Genomic DNA, 17,456 nt, shown 5'->3' with positions numbered 1-17,456 from the left:
GGAGTGATCGTCGATTGCGCCCACTACCTGGGCGGCGCCCGGCAGGCCGAGGAGGCGCTCTCCCCGCTCGATGCCGCACGTCTGTGCACGGAGGACGGCTTCGTCTGGCTCGGGCTCTTCGAGCCCACGCCCGACGAGATGGAGTCGGTGCGGCAGGCCTTCGACCTGCACGAACTTGCGGTCGAGGATGCGCAGGACTATCACCTGCGGCCCAAGGTCGAGGACTTCGAGGCCTCGGTGAAGCTCGTCATCCTGCGCACGGCGCGCTACGACGACGCCCGCGAGGAGGTCGACTTCGGCGAGATCAGCATCTTCGTCGGGCGGAACTTCGTGATCACGGTGCGGCAGGGCGTCGCGAGCGAGCTGCATGAGGCCCGCGCGCGGCTCGAGCAGAAGCCCGAGCTGTTGGCGCTGGGCACCGACGCCGTGCTCTGGGCGATCCTCGACCAGGTCGTCGACGGCTACGAGCCCGTGGTCGCCGGACTCGAGCACGACATCGAGCAGATCGAGGCCACCGTCTTCTCCGGCGCCGTCGCCCCCACGGAACGCATCTACCTCCTGCGCCGCGAGGTGACGAACTTCTACCGGGCGGCGCATCCGCTGCTCGCCGTGGTCAACGCGGTGGGCAAGGGGCTCACCGAGGACAAGCTCGCGCCCTACCTGCGCGACGTCTACGACCGGCTGCAACTGGTCAACGAGGAGGTCTCGGCGCAGCGCGACCTGCTGGGCACGATCCTGCAGGCGAACATCGCCGTCGTCTCCGTGCAGCAGGCGCACTCGGCCGCCCGGCAGAGCTCGACCATCGAGCGGCTGACCATCCTGTCCACCATCTTCCTCCCGCTCACGTTCGTCACCGGCTTCTTCGGCCAGAACTTCGGCTGGCTCGTCGATCACATCGGCGGCGCGTGGCAGTTCTTCTTCCTCGGCCTCGGCGGCCTGCTCGTGCCGCTGGTGGCGCTCGCCCTGTGGCTGCGCCGGAACAAGGCCCCGGAGGTGGACCCGTTCGCGGCCTCGCACGACGGTGCGCCCCGCGCCGGCCGCCTGTAGTCCCAAGCCCGCGCCAAGCGGCCGCCAGTCCGCGGCGCGGACACTCGATCCCGACCGCGCACCGAACCACGGGGCGCACCGCTCGGAGGAGATCCGCATGCACCACACCCCGCGCCGCTTCGCCGCCACCGCCCTGCTCGGTCTCGCCCTCGCGGGCGGGTCCGCCACCGTCGGCGGCGCCGCCGCGCAGGCCGCCGGGCCGCAGCTCGGCGACACCTGCGTCGGCGCGGACATCGGCGAGCGCGCAGTGACCGCGAACGGCACCCGGATCCTGTGCAGCGAGTACCGCTGGGTCGTCGATCGCGGCCAGTCGCCGAGCCACTCGTGGGTCGACGACCAGCGCTGAGAGCGCGGCGCCCGCCACCCGCCGACGAGTAGCCTGGACGCGTGCGCACTGCGACGCCTGCCTGGGAACCCGCGGAGGCCACCACGCCCGATCCGGATTTCGTCGATCGGCTGGACCGGGCCCGCGCGCTGCTGCACGGCCGCCGCATCGTCGCGCTCACCGGTGCGGGCGTCTCCACCGCGTCCGGCATCCCCGACTACCGCAGCCCGGGGGCGCCCCGTCGAACACCGATGACGCTGCAGCAGTTCCTGGGCTCCGCCGAGTTCCGGCGGCGCTACTGGGCGCGCAACCACCTCGGCTGGCGGCACATGGACTCGGCCCTCCCGAACGCCGCACACCGCGGCCTCGCCGCCCTGCCCGGCGTGAGCGCGGTGATCACCCAGAACGTCGATCTGCTGCACCTCAAGGCCGGCTCGCGCGGCGTGATCGACCTGCACGGCAACTACGCGCAGGTGCGCTGCTTGAGCTGCGAGTACCGCATCAGCCGGCACGCGCTGCACGCCCGGCTCGCGCCGCTCAACGCGGACTTCACGGCGCGCATCGCCGGGCGCGGCGCGCTCGAGGTGGCCCCGGACGCCGACGTCGTGGTCGAGGACACCACCGACTTCACCATGGTCGACTGCCCCGAGTGCCAGGGCATCCTCAAGCCCGACATCGTCTACTTCGGCGAATCGGTGCCCAAGCCGCGCGTCGCGCGCGCCTTCGCCGCCGTCGACGGTGCCGACGCCCTCCTGGTGCTCGGCACCTCCCTGACGGTGATGTCCGGACTGCGCTTCGTCCGTCACGCGCACCGGCGCGGCACGCCGGTCGTCATCGTCAACCGCGGCCGCACCCGCGGCGACGGACTGGCGGACGTCACCGTCGACGTCGATGTGGCGACCGCACTGCGCCACCTGGCCGACGACCGACCATCGAGCACCGACCGAGAGGAAACGCCGTGAGCCCCACTGTCTCCGCCGCCGACCTGAGCCTCGAGGACCGGGCCCGCCTCCTCACGGGGGCCGACTTCTGGACCACCGCGCAGGCGCCCGGGGTGCCGTCGATCGTGCTGACCGACGGCCCGCACGGCGTCCGGCGCCAGACGGGCGGCTCCGACCACCTCGGGCTGAACGCGGCCGCACCCGCGACGTGCTTCCCGCCCGCGGTCGCCGTCGGGTCGAGCTGGAACCCGGATCTCGCGCGCCGCATCGGCGCGGCAGTGGCGGCCGAGGCCCGCGCGCTCGGCGTGGCCGTCGTCCTCGGTCCCGGCGTCAACATCAAGCGGCATCCGCTGTGCGGCCGCAACTTCGAGTACTACTCCGAGGACCCGCTGCTGGCCGGCGCGCTCGGCGCCGCACAGGTGCAGGGACTGCAGGACGGCGGCGCGGGCGCGTCCGTGAAGCACTTCGCGCTCAACAATCAGGAGACCGAGCGCATGCGGGTCAGCGTCGACGCGGACCCGCGCACCGTCCGCGAGATCTACCTGCCCGCGTTCGAGCGGATCGTCCGCGAGGCCTCCCCCGCCACGGTGATGTGCTCGTACAACCGGATCGACGGTGTGCACGCCTCCGAGAACCACTGGCTGCTCACCTCCGTGCTGCGCGAGGACTGGGGCTACGACGGGCTCGTCGTCTCCGACTGGGGCGCCGTGCACGACCGGATCGCCGCGGTCCGCGCCGGCCTCGACCTCGAGATGCCGCACGGCCCGCACAGCGCCGCGAAGGTGATCGCGGCGGTGCAGGCGGGCGAGCTCGACGAGACTGTCGTGACCCGGGCGGCGCAGCGCGTGATCGACCTGACGCGGTGGGCACCGTCGCACGACGAGCCGGCGCCGGACCTCGATGCGCACCACGCGCTGGCGCGGGAGGCCGCGGCCGAGTGCGCCGTGCTGCTGCGCAACGAGAATGCCGCCCTCCCTCTGGGTTCCGGTTCGGTGGCAGTGATCGGCGAGCTCGCCCGGACCCCGCGGTACCAGGGCGGGGGCTCCAGCCACATCAACGCCACCCGGGTGGACGTGCCCCTCGACGAGCTCACCGCCCGGGCCGCGGACGCCGGCGCCGCGGTGGAGTTCGCCGCGGGCTACGGACTCGACGCCGAGGTCGACGCCGACGCGCTGCGCGCCGAGGCGGTCGCCGCCGCCGGGCGCGCGGACGTGGCCGTGGTCTTCGCCGGCCTCACCGAGTCCGAGGAGTCCGAGGGCTTCGACCGTCGCGACCTCGCGATCGCCCCGCAGCAGGTCGCGCTGGTGCGAGCGGTCGCCGCAGCGGCGCCGCGGACCGTCGTCGTGCTGGTCGGCGGCGGCGTGGTCGAGCTCGAGCCCTGGCACGACGAGGTGGATGCGATCCTCGAGGCCTTCCTCCTCGGCCAGGGCGGCGGGGCGGCACTGGCCGATCTGCTGTTCGGGCTCACCGAGCCGTCCGGCCGGCTCGCCGAGACGATCCCGCACCGACTCGAGGAGACGCCGGCCTTCGGCAACTTCCCGGGCGAACTGGGTACCGTGCGCTACGGCGAGGGCCTGCTCGTGGGCTACCGCTGGTACACCACGCGGCGGATCGCGCCGCGGTACCCGTTCGGGCACGGCCTCGGCTACACCAGCTTCGAGATCGGTGATCTCGCGATACGGTCCACCGGCCCGGACACCGCGACCGCGACGGTCCTCGTCACCAACACCGGGGACCGGGCCGGGAGCCACGTGGTGCAGCTCTACCTCGCGGGCGGCCCGGGCGAGGTCGTCCGCCCGCGACGGTCGCTGATCGCGTTCCGCAAGATCGCCCTGGACCCCGGCGCCACGACCACGGTGACCTTCGAGCTGCCGCGCCGCGCCTTCGCGTACTGGGACGTCCGGCGCGGCGACTGGACCGTGGTGCCCGGCGCGCACCGGATCGAGGCCGGGTCGAGCAGCGCGAGCATCGACGACGGTGCCGACGTCGATCTGGACGGCGATGCGATCGTGCAGCGCCTCGATCTGGAATCCACGCTCGCCGAATGGGCCGCGCATCCGGTGGCGGGCGAGGGATTCCGGGCGGCGCTGGCCGGATCGGTGGGCGGCATACCGGTCGATCAGCTGCTCGAACTAGCCGGATCGATGCCGCTGGGCAAGGCACTGGACATGCTCCCCGGTCCCGCCGGCGACGAGGCGCGTGCGCAGCTGGAGACGGTGATCGCCGCGCAGTGACCGCCCGCGGTGGCGCTCTGCTGAGAGCGGAGCGGGCCGCCGGACCGCCGCGCACCGTCGTAGCGTGGACCGCATGACGACGCGCGGCGAGGACCTGTTCCGGCACGAACTGGGCGCCCACCTGCGCCGCCTGCGGCACGCGCGCGGCGAGCGCCTGAGCGATACCGCCGAGCGCGCCGGGATCTCGCCGCAGTACCTCTCCGAGATCGAGCGCGGCCTCAAGGACCCGTCCAGCGAGATGCTCGCCGCCATCGCCGGCGCACTCGGCACCGGCGTCGGCGACGTCGCCGTCGAGGTGGGCCACCGGCTGCAGGCCGCCCGCCCGGTGCTGCGCCTGGACTTCACCGCTTCGCGCGGCGCCCGTCCGACCTCCCCCGGCCCCCGCCTCCTGGCGCTCGCGGCCTGACCGTCAGGCCTTCTCGATGACCTCGTCGATCAGCCCGTAGCCGACCGCCTCGTCGGCGGTGAGCACCCGGTCGTGGTCGGTGTCGGCCCGCAACTCCTCCGTGGTGCGCCCGGTGTGCCGGGCCAGTACCCGCTCCATCTGCGCCCGCACCCGGATCACCTCGTCGGCCTGCAGGATCAGGTCCGGGATCGTGCCGCGTCCCTGCGCCGAGGGCTGATGCAGCACCATCCGGGCGTGCGGCAACCCCATCCGACGGCCCGGCGCGCCCCCGGCGAGGAGCAGCGCGCCCACGGCGACGGCCTGGCCCACGCAGGTCGTGGCCACGGCGGGCCCGATGTACCGCATGGTGTCGTAGATCGCCAGTGCCGCACTGGGATCGCCGCCCTCGCAGTTGATGTAGAGCTGGATCTCGCCGTCGCCGTCGGAGGCGAGGAAGAGCAGCTGCGCGACGATCGCGTTCGCGACACCCGCGTCGATCGCGGTGCCGAGGTAGACGACCCGTTCGGAGAGCAGGTGCGAGTAGACGTCGGTGATCCGCTCGCCGTTCGGGCGGCGGTCGATGACGTTGGGGATCGTGTACGTGCTCATCGGCCCGCTCCCGCCAGGTCGAAGCCGGTGCGCCGACGGCCCGGGACGATGGTGTCGAAGGAGTCGACGATCTCGTCGACGAACCCGTACGCGCGGGCCTGCTGCGCCGTGTACCAGCGGTCGTGCAGCGAGTCCTCGAAGATCCGCTCGAGGGGCTGGCCGGTGTCCTCGGCGATGAGGCCGAGGACGGTGTCGCGGGTGTGCCGCAGATCGCCCGCCTGCAGCTCGATGTCGACGGCGGTGCCGCCGATCCCGGCGGAGCCCTGGTGCATGAGCACCCTGGCATGGGCGAGTGCGCGCCGCTTGCCCGGCGTTCCCGCGGAGAGCAGGAACTGGCCGGCGCTGTAGGCGATGCCGAGCACGAGCGTGGACACGTCGCACGGGACGAGACGCATCACGTCGCGGATCGCGAGCATCGACGGCACGGACCCGCCGGGCGAGTGGATCCACAGCGCGATGTCTGCGGAGCCGGCCGACGCCAGCGCCAGGATCTGCGTCGTGAGCAGCGCGCCGTTGTCGTCGTCGAGCGGACCGTCGAGCACGACGACTCGGCGGTCGTAGAGCTCGCGGCGGACGCTCTCGGTGAATTGCGGGATCTTCGGGTTATCACTCATGCCCCCAGGATGGCGCCGACTGCCCGCCACGGACAGACGAATCCGCCTGGGGCGGAACCGCTCACGGCAGCTCCGCTCCAGGCGGATCGGTGGGGGTCTCGGTCAGCCGGCGGAGTAGGCGGGCTCGCTGCGGAAGCGGGAGACGCGACCGTCGATGCCGAGGACGCGCCACAGGACGCGCGAGACCGGGTTCATGAGCTTGGTCTTCTCGGCCAGCAGCCGCACGTCGCCGAAGACCTCGCGCTTGACGGCCTGCGACTCCGGGGAGCGCCAGTACATCTGCTTCCACTCGGACCGGGGGATCTCGAAGCGCTTGCGGAACTCGCGCGGGGGCACGGCGATCGCGGTGAGCAGCGAGCGCATCACCAGCGGCAGCGCCAGCGAGAGCAGGAACCGCGGGAACGCGCCACGGGTGGGGATCCGGTGCTCGAGCAGCTGGTGCGCGAACGAGATGTGGCGGGCCTCCTCCGCCACGTGGATCTGCATGACCGCGGTCATCGTGGGGTGCTGCTCGATGCCGGAGCGCAGGAACTGCTTCTGCACGTGGTCGATCGGCTCCTCGCCGCCGAGCACGCCCATGTAGAAGATCATCGGGAAGGTCGTCGCCGCGAGCGGGATCAGCGGCGAGAGCCGACGGAACCACAGCGGGCCGCCCGGCACGTCCATGCCGATCCGGTTGACGAACTCCTGGAACATCAGCGTGTGCTGGCACTCCTCCTTCGCCTCGTGCGTGGCGTAGCGGAACTCCGGCGAGTTGTTCGGCTGCACGGCGGTGTACTGCATGATGCCGCGGATCAGCACCGACTCGAACTGCAGGCCGACCTTGGCCACGTTGGCCTGGCGCCACATGCCCATCTCGATCTGCTTGGAGCGGGGCTGCGACTGGTACCACTCGGTGCGACCGATCGGGTCGAACCGGGAGTCGAGGATCCACCGCGGATCGTCCGGCGTCACCGCGAGCTCGGGCGAATCCCAGTCGATGTCGACGTAGGGATCGAAGTTGCGCTGGACCGAGGCGACGGACAGGTCCTGCAGGGTCTGCTCGTACTCCGCCTGCCCCGGGAACGGGCGGCCGCGGGTGCGACCCATGTGCGTGATGTGCAGTGCCATGACGAACTCCTCCTGCGGGCTGACACAGTTCTAATGAAAATGTACCACGATGGTGGACATTTCCTACCTGTCTGTATGAACACGCAGGTCGAGTCTGTAGGGTCGCCGAGGATCACCCGGGTCGCCGGGTCCCACACGTCCGTCCTGATCGCCGAGACCGGAGGCCGCCATGACCACCATCCACCACACCGCGACCGCGCGGGTGCCGCTGAGCACCGCCTTCGCCCACGTCGCGGACTACCGCACCGTGCCGCAGTGGTTCTTCGGGATCAGCCGGTTCGTCCCGCAGGGCGAGAACGACTACGGCCTCGGCGCCACCTACGACTCCGCCGTCAAGATCGGCCCGAAGGAGATCGGCTCCGTCGTGCGGGTCACCGAGTTCGAGGAGGACCGCCTGATCACCCTCACTTCGATCGCGGGGTTCAAGACCACCTCGCGCTGGAGCTTCACCGCCGTCGACGATTCCACCACCGAACTCGCAGTCGAGTTCACCTACGAGCTGCCCGGCGGTTTGGCGGGCAAGGCGCTCGGCATGATCGTCGAGCCCTTCGCCGTGCAGGCCGTGAAGGCGTCCGAGGCCGCGCTGCGCCGCGACCTCGAGGGCGCCCAGGTCTGACGCCGCCGGCGAGCCGCGCCGCTGGGCGGTCGCGACCGATTCGGGGTCAGCCCGCGAGTTCACGGCCGGCCGCGAGCTCCCGCAGGGTGCCCGCCACAGTGTCCAACGGGGCGAGGTCCCGGCGGACGCGGGAGAGCGAGATCGCACCGTCGAGCGCCGCCAGGGCGGTGGTGGCGAGATCCTCGGCACGCGGCCGCAGAGCACCGTCGGCCGCGAAGGCATCGGCGACCGCACAGTGCCATCGAGCGTAGACCACGGCCGCGCGAGCCGCCAGGTCGCCGCCGCCCTGCCCGGGATTGACCGCTGCCGCAACGACGGGACATCCGGCACGGAAGTCACTGTCCACCAGCACTTCCCGCCAGAACTTGACCATGCGCTCGATCACCGCGGACGCCCCGCCCGTCGCGGCCCGCTCGATCATTCCCGCGTAGGACTCCCCCGCGTGGTCGAGTGTGCACCGCAGCAGTTCCGCCCGCCCACCAGGAAAGTGGTGGTACACCGATCCCCGCGGTGCGCCACTACGGGCGAGCACCTCGTCGATCGACAGGCCGACGGCGCCGTGCTCGCGCATCACCGCGATCGCCGCATCCAGCATGCGGCGGCGGGTCTCTCCGTGCGGTGGCATCGTCGCGCGATCAGTCCGCCGGTCCGCGTTCCGCGGCGCCGCAGAGCTCGGCGATCCCCCGGAGGTTGGCCTCGATGCCGGCCCGCCACTCGGCGAGCCGATTGTCGATGATCCGCCCCTCCTTCTCGGGCATCCGGTCGATCGCGTAGCTGAGCCCGGACCGGCCCGGGCCCATGCGGCCCCACTGTCGCACCAGGGTCCCGGCGCGGACGGGCTCGACCTCGAAGCCCCACGAGGCCATGACGTCACCGTCGGGCCCCTGCACGTTCCACACCCACCGGCGTCCGTCCTCGACCTCCACGACGGTCGACTCGGTCGACCAATCGCCGAGTGCCGAATGGCTGTTATGCCCGCGGAACCGGTTCCCCACCGCGACACCCGCACCCTCGACCCACTCCACCGAGCCGAGCTCGCCCGAGAACCGGGCCGGGAGCGTCACGTCCGTGACCAGTTCCCAGACCCTTTCCGCCGGCGCCGTGACGACGAGCGCCTCCTGAACGGTGGGCGTGTCTCGGTAACGCATGGCGATCCCCTTCCCAAACTATGGTTAGGAACATAGTCTAGGGCCATCGCATCGTCGAGAGGGGTAGAAATGCGCGTCGGAGTCGTCGTCCAACCACAGGAACCGGATGCGGTCGAGTTCGCTCAGGCCGCCGAGGCGATCGGCGTCGACTCGCTGTGGGCGCCGGAGATCTGGGGCTACGACGCCCTGACCGGGCTCTCGTATCTCGCGGCGCGCACCACGAGGATCGGGCTGGGCACCTTCGTCGTCCAACTGGGCTCGCGGACGCCGGCCATGCTCGCGGGGTCGGCGCTGAGCCTGCAGCAGCTGTCCGGCGGCAGATTCACTCTCGGAATCGGCGTCTCCGGGCCTGCGGTGATGGAGGGCTGGCACGGCGTGCCCTTCGGCAAGCCGGTCCAGCGCACGCGCGAGACGATCGACATCGTCCGGATGGTGATGCGGGGCGAGCGCCTGCGCTACGACGGACAGGAGTACCGGCTGCCGCTCCCGGACAGCCGCGGCGCGGCGCTCGTACCGGCACTGCTACCCGCCGAGCTGCCCATCTACGTGGCCGCCATGGGCCCCGCGAACCTGCGGCTCACGGGTGAGCTCGCCGACGGCTGGCTGGGCAACGCGTTCATCCCCGAGCTGTCGGACGTCGTCCTCGGTCCCCTCGCCGAGGGCGCGGCCCGGGTCGGGAGGAACCTCGACGCCCTCGACCTGGTCGCCCCCGTCGCCCTCGAGGTGACCGACGATCCCGCGCGCACCGAGGCACTCATCGCGGAGCACGCCGCCGGGTACGCGTTCACCATCGGGGCGATGGGCGCGGGCAAGGAGAACTTCTACAACCGGGCGTTCGCCCGGCTCGGCTTCGCCGACCGCATCGACGAGGTGGCCCGGCTGTGGCAGGCCGGCGACAAGGCCGCCGCCCGCGCCGCGGTGCCGCTCGAGCTCGGAGGCCTCACGAACATCATCGGCGATCCCGACCGCATCGCCGAGCGCGTGCGCGCCTACCGCGAGGTCGGCGTCGGCACGCTGCTCGCGAAGGTCTCGGGCACCGTCGACGAGCGGATCGACGCGCTGGCCGTGCTGGTGAAAGCGGCGCGCGCCTGACGGTGCCGGCCGTCTCAGCGCACCGGCACCAGATCGTCCGCGTGGACGACGGGCCGCCGCAGGCCCTCCGGCAGCTCCGTGGTGTCGCGGCCGAGCATCATCTCGAGCTCGGTGTGGTCGTAGGCGGCCACGCCTCGGGCCCGGACGGTGCCACGCAGGTCGCGGAGGTTCACGACGTCGCCGCCGGAGAAAGTGCCGCTGACGGCGGTCACACCCGCGGGCAGCAACGAGCGCCGGCGGTCCACGACCGCGGCCACGGCACCGTCGTCGAGCGTCACGTCGCCGTGCACGTCGGCGGCGTGCCGGACCCAGAACCGGCGGGCCGAGAGCCGCACCGCGCGGGGCCGGAAGACGGTGCCCACGTCGGCACCGTCGAGCGCCCTGTCCGCGAGCGCCGCGGCGGTGAGCAGCACGGGAACGCCGGCGTCGGCGGCGAGCCGGGCGGCCGAGAGCTTCGAGGCCATGCCGCCGGTACCGAGCGCGCCGCCCGAACCGGCGACGACGCCGTCGAGGTCCTCGGGGCCGTCCACGGCCGCGATCAGCGCGGCGTCGCCCTTGCGCGGATCGCCGTCGTAGAGACCGTCGACGTCGGAGAGCAGCACGAGCGCGTCGGCGCCGGTCAGGTGAGCGACGAGGGCCGCGAGCCGGTCGTTGTCCCCGAAGCGGACCTCGTTGGAGGCCACCACGTCGTTCTCGTTGATGATCGGGACCGCGCCGAGGGTGCGCAGACGGTCCAGCGTGCGCTGGGCGTTCGCCGCGTGCACCCGCAGCCCGATGTCGTGCGCGGTGAGCAGCACCAGGGACACGATGCGCTGGTAGCGCCGGAACGACGCGCCCCACGCGTTGGCCAGCTGCAGCTGCCCCACCGACGCGACGGCCTGCTTGGTCGCGAGGTCGGTCGGCCGGCGCTTGAGGCCCAGGGGTGCCATCCCCGCGCCGATCGCTCCCGAGGAGACGACGATGACCTCGGTCCCGCGGTCGAGCCGCGCGACGATGGCATCGGTGAGAGCGTCGAGCCGGTCCGAGGCCAGCCCGTGCTCGAGATCGGTCAGCGCCGAGCTGCCGATCTTCACGACCAGCTTGCGGGCACCCGCGACCAGGGCGCGCATGTCGCCCGCGAGCAGCTCGTCGGCCGCGGGTGCGGCGGTCACTCGTCGTCCTCGTCGTCGCTCGCGAGGCCGCGGCGCACGTCGTGCTGGTGGCGGCGCTCGGCCGCGCCCACGCGCTCGTTGCGCTCCAGGCGGATGTCGGTGCCGCGGCCGGTGACGGGCACGTCGTCGATGGTGCCGAGCGAGGGCTCCCACTCGAAGCAGACGTTGCCGATGGTGACCGGGGCGCCCGGCACTGCTCCGAGCTTGACCAGCTCGGCCTCGACGCCCAGCCGGTTGAGCCGGTCGGCGAGGTAGCCGACGGCCTCGTCGTTGTCGAACGGGGTCTGCTTGATCCACCGCTCGGGCCGCGGGCCGCGCACGATGAAGCCGCCCGGCTGATCCGGGTCGGAGATGACCTCGAAGCCGGACTCGTCGATCGCGATGGGCCGGATGACGGGGCGTCGCGCGACGGGCGTGCCGCGCTCGGCGCGGTAGCGCTGCACCAGCTCCGCGAGCGCGAAAGTGAGCTCGCGCAGGCCGGTGTGAGCGACCGCGGAGATCACGAAGACGGGCCAGCCGCGCGCCTCGAACTCGGGGCGCACCATCTCGGCGAGTTCCTCGGCGTCCGGCACGTCCGCCTTGTTGAGCACGACGATGCGGGGGCGCTCGGACAGCTCGCCCAGTCCGGTGTCGGCGGCGAGCGCCGGCTGGTAGGCGGCCAGCTCGGCCTCCAGCGCGTCCACGTCGCTGACCGGGTCGCGGCCGGGTTCGAGCGTCGCGCAGTCGACCACGTGCGCGAGCACGGCGGTCCGCTCGAGGTGGCGCAGGAAGTCCAGGCCCAGACCGCGGCCCGACGAGGCGCCGGGGATGAGGCCGGGCACGTCGGCCACGGTGAAGGTGGTCTCCCCCGCCGACACGACGCCGAGGTTCGGCGCGAGCGTGGTGAACGGGTAGTCGGCGATCTTCGGCTTCGCGGCCGAGAGCACGGAGACCAGCGAGGACTTGCCCGCGGACGGGAAGCCGACGAGGCCCACGTCGGCGACGGACTTGAGCTCGAGGACCAGGTCGCGGACCTGGCCGTCCTCGCCGAGCAGGGCGAAACCGGGCGCCTTGCGCGCCTTGGAGACGAGCGCGGCGTTGCCCCGTCCGCCGCGACCGCCCTGGGCCGCGTCGAACCGGGTGCCGGCGCCGACCAGGTCGGCGAGCATCTTGCCGTCGGTGTCCAGCACGACGGTGCCGTCCGGCACCTTGAGGATCAGGTCCTGGCCGGACTTGCCCTCGCGGTTGCCGCCCTCGCCGGGCTTGCCGTTGGTGGCCTTGAGGTGCGGCCGGAAGTGGAAGTCGAGCAGCGTGTGCACCTGCGGGTCGACCTCGAGGATCACCGATCCGCCACGACCGCCGTTGCCGCCGTCGGGGCCACCGAGCGGCTTGAACTTCTCCCGGTGGATCGAGGCGCAGCCGTGGCCCCCGTTACCGGCCGTGACGTGCACCGTCACCCGGTCGACGAACCTGGACATATGAACCTCTTTCTACCGATGTGCCCTCGCGGGCGAAAAGCCGAAGGCGGGCGGGCCCCCGTCGTGGAGACCCCGCCCGCCTTCGAAAAGACTCGTGTCGCTGCTGCGGACTAGGCCTCCACAGCGACCGGCACGATGTTGACCGTCTTGCGGCCACGCTTGGTGCCGAACTCCACCGCACCCGCCGCGAGGGCGAACAGGGTGTCGTCGCCGCCACGACCGACGCCGACGCCGGGGTGGAAGTGGGTGCCGCGCTGGCGGACCAGGATCTCACCGGCGCTGACCTTCTGGCCACCGAACCGCTTCACGCCCAGTCGCTGGGCGTTGGAATCACGACCGTTGCGCGAGCTGGACGCGCCCTTCTTGTGTGCCATCTGGCTACTCCTGTACTAAAAGGTGTTCGTTGTCTGGCTTCGCCGGTCAGGCGATCGCGGTCACCTTGACGACCGTCAGGCGCTGCCGGTGGCCCTGACGCTTGTGGTAGCCGGTCTTGTTCTTGAACTTGTGGATACGGATCTTCGGTCCCTTGACCTGATCCACGACCTCGGCCGTGACCGAGACCTTCTCCAGGGCGGCGGCGTCGGTGGTGAGGTTCGCACCGTCGACGACGAGCGCCACGGGCAGCTTGACGCTGGTACCGGGCTCACCTTCGAGCTTCTCGACCTTCACCAGGTCGCCGACGGCGACCTTGTACTGCTTGCCGCCGGTCTTGACGATCGCATACGTGGCCATCTTCGGGCTTACCTCTTCTTACACATCTCGTAGTTCAGCGCGCGCCAGGTGCGCGGCTCGTATCACGCGGGTACTCCGGAACACGCACGCACGAGCGCGCCGCCGGAAAAGCGACCTTCCCAGGTTACGGGAACGCCAACCGCAGGGTCAAACCGGCAGGTCCGCCTTGTCGGCACCGTCACCCTCGGGTCCGCCCGCCGCGGGACCCGCGGGCCGGGCCGCGGCCCGTCGCCGGGCCCGCTTGCGGGCCGGCTCCGCCACGGACGCCCCCGCGCCCTCGGCCGGTACCGCGGCGCTCGCCGCTGCCTCGGCCGGCGGTGCGGCGATGTCCACGACGATCGTCTGCGGAGCGGCCGAGGTGGTGGTCGGCGCCTTGCGCGCGACCCGCCGACGGCGGGGTGCCGCCGCGACGGGGGCCGCCTGCTCGACCGCCGGAGCCGACTCGACCGCGGGGGTCGGTTCGGCCGCGGGGGCCTCGGGCTCGACGACCACGGCCGGCGCCTCGGTCACGGCGGCGGCAGGAGCCTCGGTGGCTTCGGCCGCAGCCGGAGCGGGCTCCGCCGGGGACTGTGCATCGGCACTCTCGCCCGCGGCCGGCTGCTCCGCCGTGTCCTCGTCATGATGCGAGGCCATGGCCTTGAACATGGGGTGCTCGCCCTTGTGCGCGGCGGGCTCCTTGGCCGGCGCGACCGGGGCCGACGGAGCCTGGGAGGCACCGTCGGACTTGGCGCGCTTGCGCTTCTTGCGACCCGAGCCCTCCGACTTCTCGCCGGAACGGCTGCCGTCCTCGCCGCCGCCCGACGACTCGACGGGCGCGTCGTGGACGATGATGCCGCGACCCGAGCACGCCTGGCACGGCGTGGAGAAGGCCTCGACGAGGCCGGTGCCGATCCGCTTGCGGGTCATCTGGACCAGGCCCAGCGAGGTGACCTCGGAAACCTGGTGGCGCGTGCGGTCGCGGCCGAGCGCCTCGGTGAGGCGGCGCAGCACGAGGTCACGGTTGGACTCGAGCACCATGTCGATGAAGTCGACGACGATCATGCCGCCGATGTCGCGCAGCCGCATCTGCCGCACGATCTCCTCGGCCGCCTCGAGGTTGTTGCGCGTGACGGTCTCCTCGAGGTTGCCGCCGGCGCCGGTGAACTTGCCGGTGTTGACGTCGACGACGGTCATGGCCTCGGTGCGGTCGATGACCAGCGTGCCGCCCGAGGGCAGCCACACCTTGCGGTCCATCGCCTTGGCCAGCTGCTCGTCGATGCGGTACGTCGCGAAGACGTCCGGGGCGTCGGCGTGGGCCTTCTCGAACTTCTCGACGCGCGGCAGGAGGTCGGGCGCGACGGTCGAGACGTACTTCTCGACGGTGCTCCACGGGCGAGCGCCCTCGATGACGAGCTTGCTGAAGTCCTCGTTGAACAGGTCGCGGACGACCTTGACCAGCAGATCGGGCTCCTCGTAGAGCGCCTTGACGCCCTTCTGCGACGAGGCCTCCTCGATCTCGGCCCACTGCGCCTGCAGCCGGGCCACATCGCCCGCGAGCTCCTCGGCGCTGACGCCCTCGGAGGCCGTGCGGATGATCACGCCGGCGTCGGCCGGGACGATCTCCTTGAGGATCTCCTTGAGCCGCTTGCGCTCGGTGTCGGGCAGCTTGCGCGAGATGCCCGCCGAGCCGCCGCCGGGCACGTAGACCAGGAAGCGACCGGCCAGGGAGATCTGTGTGGTGAGCCGGGCGCCCTTGTGGCCCACCGGGTCCTTGCTGACCTGCACCAGGACCTGATCGCCGGGCTTGAGGGCCTGCTCGATCTTGCGGGCGTTGCCGTCCAGGCCGGCGGCGTCCCAGTTGACCTCGCCGGCGTAGAGCACGCCGTTGCGGCCGCGGCCGATGTCGACGAAGGCCGCCTCCATCGAGGGCAGCACGTTCTGCACGCGGCCCAGGTAGATGTTGCCGACCATCGACGCCGAGCTCGACGACGTGACGAAGTGCTCCACCAGCACGCCGTCCTCGAGGACGGCGACCTGGGTGTAGTCCTGCGGGTGCGGCACGGTGTGGCCGTCCTGGCCCTCCGACGGGCCGACGCCGGTGCGCTCGCGCACCACCATCACGCGGTCGACCGCCTCGCGACGGGCGAGGAACTCCGACTCGGTGAGGATCGGCGGGCGGCGACGCACGGTGTCGCGGCCGTCGCGGCGGCGCTGGCGCTTGGCCTCGAGACGGGTGGAGCCGCTGATGCCGCGCACCTCGTCGCGGCGCGAGCGCTGGCGCGGCTCGCGCTCGTGCACGACGGTGTTCGGCGGATCGTCCGAGGACTCGGCCTCGGCCCCGTCCTCCCCCGTGCCCGAGCGGCGCCGACGACGACGCCGGCGACGACGCGAGCCGCCCTCGGTCACGTCCTCGACGTCGTCGGAATCGGTGTCCTCCGAGGACGCCTCGCCGGCCTTCTCCTCGCTGGACTTCTCGTCGGCTTTGCCGCCGTCGCCGCGGTTGCGGTCGCCCTTGTCCTGGTCGGACTTCTTCTCACCCTCGGCGGGCGCGGCGTCGCTCTGGTCCGAAGCGTCGGCCTTGTCGCCCTCGGTCTGCTCCTGCGCATCCTGCTCGTCGGCGTTCTCGCCCCGGCCGCGTCCGCGACCGCGACGGCCGCGACGCCGGCGGCGGTTGCCGCCGTTGTCGTCGTCGCCGTTCTGCTCGGGCGACGACGCCTCGGCCTGCTCCGTGGTCTCGGCCTGCTCCGTGGTCTCCGCCGGCTCGGTCGTCTCGGCCTGCTCGGCCGTCGAGGCCTCCGGCGCCTCAGTCGTCTCCGACTCCGCATCCTGTGCCTTGCGGGCACGCGTCTTCCGCGCGGGCTTCTCGGCCTTCTCGGGCTGCAGGAACAGCGGTGCATTGGCGTCGAAGGAGGCCGGGGCCTGCTCCGTGACGGGCTGCGCGACCGCGGCCGCCGAGAACAGCGACGGCGCCTCGTCCTCGGCCGGCGCCTGCTGCGCAGCGGGTGCCTGCTCCTCGGCGGGCGCGGTGGCGGGAGCCTCTGCGACGGCGGCGTCCGGCGCTCCGCCGGCCTGCTCCGCGATGCGGTCCCGCACGCGCTCGGCGGCGCTGCGGTCGATGCTCGAATGCGCGCTGCGCGCGACGAAGCCCAGCTCGCCGAGGTGCGCGAGCACCTCCTTGCTGGTCAGGCCCAGCAGACGCGCCAGCGCGTGGACGCGCAGCTTCTGCGGGAACTCCTCCCGAGCTTCGTTGTTCTGTTCTTCCGGCGACGTGTTGTCGGCCACTCGATATCTCCTACCGACCCCCGGGCGCGATCACTTTCGGTCGCGGCCACGCGGGGGCGTGTCATGTGGTGCGGGCGAAGGAGTGCTCCTACCGCCCCACGTTTGTCAAGGTCTGCACGTGTCTCGTGCGTGGCGCACGCGGACCCCACGTTCTGCGGGTCAGCCGGGCCGGTCGGCGCTGCGCGGTTGCGCGCGCCGACGTGCGTCCGGATCAGTATCCCACATGCCACAGGGACGCGGGAAAAGGATCGGGCCCGTACCGCGCGGTTCGCGCGGCACGGGCCCGGAGATCAGGGAGGGGGGAACAGGTTCTCGCAGGTCAGGCGAGGCCGGGGAACCAGAGGGCGATCTCGCGCTCGGCCGACTCGGGCGAGTCGGAGCCGTGCACGAGGTTCTCCTGGGTCTCCAGACCGAAATCACCGCGGATCGTGCCGGGAACGGCCTTCTCCACGGGATCGGTGCCGCCGGCGAGCTGGCGGAACGCCGCGATCGCGCGGGGGCCCTCCAGCACCGCGGCCACCACGGGCCCGGAGGTGATGAACTCGAGCAGCGAGCCGAAGAACGGCTTGTCCTTGTGCTCGGCGTAGTGGCCCTCGGCCACCTCGGTCGGGACGTGCTTGAGCTCGAGGGCCGCGATGGTCAGGCCCTTCCGCTCGATGCGCGCCAGGATCTCCCCGGAAAGGCCGCGCCGCACGCCGTCGGGCTTGATGAGAATCAGAGTCCGCTCAGTCACG

At 72.1% G+C, this 17,456-nt stretch carries 18 protein-coding genes; 7 read left to right on the top strand and 11 right to left on the bottom strand.

Annotation, left to right across the window (positions count from 1 at the left end; all coding sequences use genetic code 11):
- The first annotated feature begins 3 nt into the window (after positions 1–3).
- From BLQ62_RS08840 to BLQ62_RS08820, 5 genes are all read left to right on the top strand, one after another.
- Complete coding sequence (locus tag BLQ62_RS08840; protein ID WP_068535725.1) at positions 4–1,047, top strand: magnesium and cobalt transport protein CorA; 1,044 nt, start codon at positions 4–6, stop codon at positions 1,045–1,047.
- 97 nt (positions 1,048–1,144) lie between these two features.
- On the top strand, positions 1,145–1,393 hold the full coding sequence (locus tag BLQ62_RS08835; protein WP_139184182.1) for a hypothetical protein: 249 nt from the start codon (positions 1,145–1,147) through the stop codon (positions 1,391–1,393).
- Between the two features lie 41 nt (positions 1,394–1,434).
- Complete coding sequence (locus tag BLQ62_RS08830) at positions 1,435–2,334, top strand: Sir2 family NAD-dependent protein deacetylase (protein ID WP_068535729.1); 900 nt, start codon at positions 1,435–1,437, stop codon at positions 2,332–2,334.
- On the top strand, positions 2,331–4,547 hold the full coding sequence (locus tag BLQ62_RS08825) for a glycoside hydrolase family 3 C-terminal domain-containing protein (protein WP_068565909.1): 2,217 nt from the start codon (positions 2,331–2,333) through the stop codon (positions 4,545–4,547). The genes BLQ62_RS08830 and BLQ62_RS08825 overlap by 4 nt, the downstream gene beginning before the upstream one ends.
- Before the next feature lie 73 nt (positions 4,548–4,620).
- On the top strand, positions 4,621–4,953 hold the full coding sequence (locus BLQ62_RS08820) for a helix-turn-helix domain-containing protein (protein WP_068535733.1): 333 nt from the start codon (positions 4,621–4,623) through the stop codon (positions 4,951–4,953).
- A gap of 3 nt (positions 4,954–4,956) precedes the next feature.
- Here the strand turns inward: BLQ62_RS08820 and BLQ62_RS08815 are convergent, their stop codons facing one another.
- The 3 genes from BLQ62_RS08815 to BLQ62_RS08805 form a co-directional block, all read right to left on the bottom strand.
- Positions 4,957–5,541, bottom strand: coding sequence for a ClpP family protease (locus tag BLQ62_RS08815; protein ID WP_068565911.1), 585 nt, complete (start codon positions 5,539–5,541; stop codon positions 4,957–4,959).
- Complete coding sequence (locus BLQ62_RS08810) at positions 5,538–6,155, bottom strand: ClpP family protease (RefSeq protein WP_068565913.1); 618 nt, start codon at positions 6,153–6,155, stop codon at positions 5,538–5,540. Before BLQ62_RS08810 ends, BLQ62_RS08815 begins: the two co-directional genes overlap by 4 nt.
- A gap of 102 nt (positions 6,156–6,257) precedes the next feature.
- Entirely contained in the window at positions 6,258–7,265 is a 1,008-nt protein-coding gene (locus BLQ62_RS08805) for an AurF N-oxygenase family protein (protein WP_068535739.1), read from the bottom strand.
- 169 nt (positions 7,266–7,434) lie between these two features.
- On the opposite strand from BLQ62_RS08805, the gene BLQ62_RS08800 reads away from it, so the two are divergent.
- Complete coding sequence (locus tag BLQ62_RS08800; RefSeq protein ID WP_068535741.1) at positions 7,435–7,881, top strand: SRPBCC family protein; 447 nt, start codon at positions 7,435–7,437, stop codon at positions 7,879–7,881.
- A gap of 46 nt (positions 7,882–7,927) precedes the next feature.
- Here the strand turns inward: BLQ62_RS08800 and BLQ62_RS08795 are convergent, their stop codons facing one another.
- Positions 7,928–8,506 carry a TetR/AcrR family transcriptional regulator gene (locus tag BLQ62_RS08795; RefSeq protein WP_115391374.1) on the bottom strand — a complete coding sequence of 193 codons (579 nt, stop codon included), beginning with the start codon at positions 8,504–8,506 and terminating at the stop codon, positions 7,928–7,930.
- 10 nt (positions 8,507–8,516) lie between these two features.
- Positions 8,517–9,029, bottom strand: a complete 513-nt coding sequence (locus tag BLQ62_RS08790; RefSeq protein WP_068565917.1) for an SRPBCC family protein — start codon at positions 9,027–9,029, stop codon at positions 8,517–8,519.
- A gap of 69 nt (positions 9,030–9,098) precedes the next feature.
- On the opposite strand from BLQ62_RS08790, the gene BLQ62_RS08785 reads away from it, so the two are divergent.
- Entirely contained in the window at positions 9,099–10,121 is a 1,023-nt protein-coding gene (locus tag BLQ62_RS08785; RefSeq protein ID WP_068565919.1) for an LLM class flavin-dependent oxidoreductase, read from the top strand.
- A gap of 14 nt (positions 10,122–10,135) precedes the next feature.
- Here the strand turns inward: BLQ62_RS08785 and proB are convergent, their stop codons facing one another.
- The 6 genes from proB to ndk all read right to left on the bottom strand — a co-directional run bounded on the left by proB (position 10,136) and on the right by ndk (position 17,455).
- A complete protein-coding gene (proB, locus tag BLQ62_RS08780) occupies positions 10,136–11,230 on the bottom strand; it encodes a glutamate 5-kinase (protein WP_068535990.1) in 1,095 nt (364 codons plus the stop codon).
- A gap of 38 nt (positions 11,231–11,268) precedes the next feature.
- Complete coding sequence (gene obgE / locus BLQ62_RS08775; RefSeq protein WP_068535746.1) at positions 11,269–12,729, bottom strand: GTPase ObgE; 1,461 nt, start codon at positions 12,727–12,729, stop codon at positions 11,269–11,271.
- A gap of 110 nt (positions 12,730–12,839) precedes the next feature.
- On the bottom strand, positions 12,840–13,103 hold the full coding sequence (gene rpmA / locus BLQ62_RS08770) for a 50S ribosomal protein L27 (RefSeq protein WP_013126135.1): 264 nt from the start codon (positions 13,101–13,103) through the stop codon (positions 12,840–12,842).
- 46 nt (positions 13,104–13,149) lie between these two features.
- On the bottom strand, positions 13,150–13,461 hold the full coding sequence (gene rplU, locus BLQ62_RS08765; protein WP_068535748.1) for a 50S ribosomal protein L21: 312 nt from the start codon (positions 13,459–13,461) through the stop codon (positions 13,150–13,152).
- A gap of 147 nt (positions 13,462–13,608) precedes the next feature.
- Entirely contained in the window at positions 13,609–16,722 is a 3,114-nt protein-coding gene (locus BLQ62_RS08760) for a translation initiation factor IF-2 N-terminal domain-containing protein (protein ID WP_068565921.1), read from the bottom strand.
- 319 nt (positions 16,723–17,041) lie between these two features.
- Positions 17,042–17,455, bottom strand: a complete 414-nt coding sequence (gene ndk / locus BLQ62_RS08755; protein ID WP_068535751.1) for a nucleoside-diphosphate kinase — start codon at positions 17,453–17,455, stop codon at positions 17,042–17,044.
- Position 17,456: the final 1 nt, after the last annotated feature.

Source organism: Tsukamurella pulmonis, from assembly GCF_900103175.1.
GTDB lineage: Bacteria > Actinomycetota > Actinomycetes > Mycobacteriales > Mycobacteriaceae > Tsukamurella > Tsukamurella pulmonis.
Note: the sequence above shows the minus strand (reverse complement) of the source record. Positions and strands in the feature narration are given on the sequence as shown.

Coding starts and splice junctions, on each gene's coding strand:
- BLQ62_RS08835 (WP_139184182.1), top strand. CDS start 1,145: ATGCACCACACCCCGCGCCGCTTCGCCGCCACCGCCCTGCTCGGTCTC.
- BLQ62_RS08805 (WP_068535739.1), bottom strand. CDS start 7,265: ATGGCACTGCACATCACGCACATGGGTCGCACCCGCGGCCGCCCGTTC.
- BLQ62_RS08800 (WP_068535741.1), top strand. CDS start 7,435: ATGACCACCATCCACCACACCGCGACCGCGCGGGTGCCGCTGAGCACC.
- BLQ62_RS08815 (WP_068565911.1), bottom strand. CDS start 5,541: ATGAGCACGTACACGATCCCCAACGTCATCGACCGCCGCCCGAACGGC.
- BLQ62_RS08790 (WP_068565917.1), bottom strand. CDS start 9,029: ATGCGTTACCGAGACACGCCCACCGTTCAGGAGGCGCTCGTCGTCACG.
- obgE (WP_068535746.1), bottom strand. CDS start 12,729: ATGTCCAGGTTCGTCGACCGGGTGACGGTGCACGTCACGGCCGGTAAC.
- BLQ62_RS08795 (WP_115391374.1), bottom strand. CDS start 8,506: ATGCCACCGCACGGAGAGACCCGCCGCCGCATGCTGGATGCGGCGATC.
- BLQ62_RS08810 (WP_068565913.1), bottom strand. CDS start 6,155: ATGAGTGATAACCCGAAGATCCCGCAATTCACCGAGAGCGTCCGCCGC.
- rplU (WP_068535748.1), bottom strand. CDS start 13,461: ATGGCCACGTATGCGATCGTCAAGACCGGCGGCAAGCAGTACAAGGTC.
- rpmA (WP_013126135.1), bottom strand. CDS start 13,103: ATGGCACACAAGAAGGGCGCGTCCAGCTCGCGCAACGGTCGTGATTCC.
- proB (WP_068535990.1), bottom strand. CDS start 11,230: ATGCGCGCCCTGGTCGCGGGTGCCCGCAAGCTGGTCGTGAAGATCGGC.
- BLQ62_RS08785 (WP_068565919.1), top strand. CDS start 9,099: ATGCGCGTCGGAGTCGTCGTCCAACCACAGGAACCGGATGCGGTCGAG.
- BLQ62_RS08820 (WP_068535733.1), top strand. CDS start 4,621: ATGACGACGCGCGGCGAGGACCTGTTCCGGCACGAACTGGGCGCCCAC.